This window comes from uncultured Olegusella sp. (assembly GCF_947253395.1).
Classification (GTDB): domain Bacteria; phylum Actinomycetota; class Coriobacteriia; order Coriobacteriales; family Atopobiaceae; genus Olegusella.
In genome coordinates, this window is record NZ_CAMXYY010000116.1 from 1 (window position 1) to 4,246 (window position 4,246).

Annotated in this window: 4 protein-coding genes; all 4 read left to right on the forward strand. The window is 51.0% G+C overall.

Translation table 11 applies throughout. The annotated features are described in order from the left end of the window. The first annotated feature begins 174 nt into the window (after window positions 1-174). Window positions 175-1,146, forward strand: coding sequence for a transporter substrate-binding domain-containing protein (locus Q0X25_RS07470; RefSeq protein WP_298580717.1), 972 nt, complete (start codon window positions 175-177; stop codon window positions 1,144-1,146). Window positions 1,147-1,291: 145 nt separating this feature from the next. Next, a complete protein-coding gene (locus Q0X25_RS07475; protein ID WP_298580720.1) occupies window positions 1,292-2,155 on the forward strand; it encodes an amino acid ABC transporter permease in 864 nt (287 codons plus the stop codon). Between the two features lie 10 nt (window positions 2,156-2,165). Then, window positions 2,166-2,960 (forward strand): amino acid ABC transporter ATP-binding protein, encoded by a 795-nt coding sequence (locus tag Q0X25_RS07480; protein WP_298580723.1) that lies wholly within the window; start codon window positions 2,166-2,168, stop codon window positions 2,958-2,960. Between the two features lie 122 nt (window positions 2,961-3,082). Continuing rightward, on the forward strand, window positions 3,083-4,246 hold a 1,164-nt coding region (dnaX, locus tag Q0X25_RS07485; RefSeq protein WP_298580725.1), incomplete at its 3' end, for a DNA polymerase III subunit gamma/tau.

Below are 4,246 nucleotides of genomic sequence, written 5' to 3' on the forward strand. Positions count from 1 at the left end.
CTTATAGCGGTGACAGAAATGAATGTTACGTTTAGCCGGCCATTTCTTGACTTAGCTCGCACACCAAGCGACTGATTGCTAGGATAATAGTGCTATAGGTTTCGTAGGGCGACAGCTTTTGTTGCCATAACATGCTCGTAGTTGTTACGAGCGCGTTGAGGAGGGACTACGCAAATGGCGAATCTTGATAGGCGTAACTTTTTGAAGGCATCAGTTATTACTGCTGGTGCAGGAAGCGCCATGGTTTTGGCCGCATGCTCAAACAAGGCACCTCAGAATAGCGGCAGCGCCGCGGGTAGCGCTGCGGGCTCTGCGAGCAATGATGCTGCAAAGGCGGAGAAGGCCGCTGCTTTTAAGGCTTCTTATCCTGTTGCCACCACTACCGATGAGGCAAAGGCACTTGCCACTCATGAGGCGGGCAAGTTGACTATTGCTACGGGTGAGCCTGCTTGGCCTCCCTATGTCATGGATGATGCTCCCGAGACTGGCGAGGGTTTTGAGGCCGCTGTTGCCTATGCTGTTGCAGCTCAGCTTGGCTTTGCTTATGACGATGTTGTTTGGGTGCGCACGAGCTTTGATAATGCAATTACTCCCGGCGATAAAGACTGGGATGTCAACATCCAGCAATTTGGCATTACTGAAGAGCGTAAGGCTGCCGTGGACTTCTCGAGCCCTTATTTCACCCCGACCCAATCGGTGGTTGTAGATGCCGCTAAGGATCACGACAAATTTGCAAAAGCAACTTCTTTGTCTGAGCTCAAGGATGCTTCCATTGGTATGGATGCTTCTTCTACAGCCCTAGCTTGGACGCAGGATAAGATTGGCAGTAATGTCCAACCTTTGGGTGACACGGTTGACTCGGCTTCTCAACTCAACTTGCACCAGATTGACGGTCTTGTGACGGATACTCCCACAGCTGTTTACATGGCAAATCCTGATAATGGTGAGCTTGATAATGCCAAGCTTATTGGTCAGATTCCTGGTTCGAAAGCAGAGCCTCTTGCCTTTATTCTGCCTAAGGGTTCTAAGCTTACCGCTCCTGTTACAGCCGCTGTTGATGCCCTGACCAAAGACGGCAAGATTGAAGAACTTACCAAGCAGTGGATGGCAGAGTACACCACCGAGATTCCTACACTTTCTGAGTAATACTCATATTTCGACGGCAGGCGGACCACTCTTCCGTCCTGCCGTTGTTATTACGACCCATCAGCCCAACCGCACATTCTTTGCATAGGGCAAGAAAATTACCAGCTCTTGTGGGTGGTTGTGATTTATGGAAAAGGTGGATAGGATGTCAGACGACAAACCACTCGATACTGAAGTAAGCAGCATCGAGCAGGAGCGTGAGGCGTTCCGACGTCACCAGAGTATGCGTTCTGTTGTGGTGAGTTTGCTGAGCACAGTTGCTTTTGTTGTAGCTGTGGGTGTGATTCTCAACGCATCTCCTGGTTGGCCGCGTGTACGCGAGATGTTTTTTTCACCCGAATATTTTGCCGATTCGTTCCCCAAGGTGCTTGATGGCTTGTGGCTCAATATGCGCGTGCTAGTTTATGCTCTTGCCGGCACAGCAGTGCTTGGTACCTTATTGGCAGTTGTGCGCATTTCCAAATCGCCCGTACTTTTCCCTTTGCGTGTGCTGGTGCGTGCCTATACAACGATTATGCGTGGCATTCCTATGCTGGTGGTGCTGTATCTGATTGGCTTTGGTATTCCTGGCCTCGGACTTTTTGGGCGCATGCACTCAGCGATACTAGGTACCGTTGCAGTTATTTTGAGTTACTCCGCCTATATTGCCGAGGTATTGCGCGCAGGCTTTGAAGATGTGCACCCATCACAGCGTGCCTCTGCCCGATCGTTGGGGTTGACGTCGGGCCAAACAGTGCGCCTTGTTATCATCCCGCAGGCACTACGCAAGATTGCACCTGCACTGATGAATGACTTTATCTCTATGCAAAAAGATGTGGGCTTGATTTCGACCTTGGGTGCGGTTGACGCAGTTCGTGCAGCACAGATTGCGGTGTCACGCTCGTTTAACTACACGCCTTATGTGGTTGCAAGCTTGCTTTTTATCCTCATGAGCATACCGTTTATTATTCTTAACGACTGGTACACCGCGCGCCTGCGCAAGCGTGAGCAGACGTCTGGCATGGTATAGGGGAGCTTTTGTGGCAGATTTGATTGCTCGTGCAGACAATAGCAAGCGCGAACAGCGAGTGGTGGGTGAGCCAGTCCTGCGTATTGACGGTGTGGTCAAGCGCTTTGGCGATAATGTTGTGCTCAATCATATTTCTTTTGATGTACGCAAACACGAGACAGTAGCAGTGTTGGGACCTTCGGGTTCGGGCAAATCAACCTTGATGAAGTGCGTCAACCTCCTCGAGCAGGTCAATGATGGGCAAATTTGGCTGGGAGATACCGACATTACCGATCCCCGCATAGATCAAGATAAAACCCGCGCGCGCATAGGTGTGGTCTTCCAGCAATTCAATCTCTTCCCTCACATGCGCGTTATTGACAATGTCACTCTGGCTGCCCGTAAAGTGTTTGGTTGGAATCGAGCACGTGCCGAGGAGCGCGCGATGGAACTGCTCAAGCGCATTGGCATGGATGTCAAGTCTCACGAATTTCCCGATCGCCTTTCTGGTGGTCAACAACAGCGTGTAGCCATTGCACGTGCGCTTATGATGGAGCCCGAACTACTGCTACTAGATGAGATTACCTCTGCTCTTGACCCGTTGCTCGTTGGTGAAGTGCTCGAAATGGTTGAGGAGCTCAAAAATCAAGGTGCTACGATTTTGATGGCAACACATGAGATGGGCTTTGCTCATCGCGCGGCTGATCGCATTGTTTTGCTTCGCCGTGGCAAGGTGGCCGAAAACGGTACACCTCATGATGTTATGGACAATCCCAGCGATCCTGAAACCCGGGCATTTTTCCATTCGTACCGTGATTGGAACTAAGCTGTTGTTATCGCACTAGGCACTGAGATGCTCTGCTTATAAATTTTTCGTTTGACTCTGGGTACTCTGTAGCCTAGGTCGGTGGGTATACTTAGTATTCACCCAACCTGTACGGAGGAAGCATGGAGTCGCTCTATCGCAAATATCGTCCCCAGACATTTGAAGATGTTGTTGGACAACAACATGTGGTTTCTACGTTGGAACATGCAATTGTTGAAGGCCGCACCAGCCATGCTTATTTGTTTTGTGGGCCGCGGGGAACGGGCAAGACAACCATGGCACGCTTGCTGGCAAAAGCTTTGATGTGCGAGCGTGGGGTAGGTCAGTTGCCTGATGGCACTTGTGAGCAATGCCAGCTTATTGCAGCGGGAGAGCATCCCGATGTCTACGAGCTTGATGCGGCATCACGCACAGGCGTTGATAATGTGCGCGAAGAGATTATCAATAACGTCAGTTTTGCTCCTGTGAGTGGGCGTCACAAGGTGTATATCATCGACGAGGTTCATATGCTGACGACAGCAGCCTTTAATGCGCTGCTCAAGACTCTTGAAGAGCCTCCAACGCACGTGACTTTTGTGCTCTGCACCACCGATCCGCAAAAGGTGCCAGCGACGATTTTATCGCGTGTGCAACGCTTTGATTTTCGTTCGATAAGCAATGCGGAGTTGCAGCAGCGACTTGCGTATGTCTGTGAGCAGGAGAATTTTAGTTACGAGCCCGCAGCACTTGAATTGGTTGCTCGTCATGCGCACGGTGGCATGCGTGATGCGCTCTCCTCGTTGGAGCAGCTATCGGTTTTTGGTGCCGGTTTAGTGAGTTTTGAGATGGCGTCGAGCTTGCTGGGCGAAGTTGGCTCGGCAATACTTACGGGCATGACAAAGGCACTTGCGGCACGTGATGTAGTTCAACTTTTTTCTGAAGTTGGCACTTTGGTTGACGAAGGCCAAGATCTACTTCAGTTTACCCGTGAGTGGGCAGCGCACCTGCGTGATGTGTATGTGATTGCAGCTGTTGGCCCCCAGGCAAATGTTGTGTATTCCAACCAAGAAGAACTTGGAGAGTTGAGTGAAGAGGCTGCTGCTTTTGGCTCTGCAGATCGCGTAGCTCGAATTTTGGGCATTTTGAGTGAGACGATGGGGGAGATGCGTACCGCACGCAACCCGCGCTTGACGCTTGAATTGGCTTTTACGCGCTGCGCTCGTCCTGAAAGCGACTTGACACTTGAGTCTTTGGCAGAGCGTATTGCTGTGCTTGAGGCGCGAGCGCGCGATGGGGCGGTCTTTCCT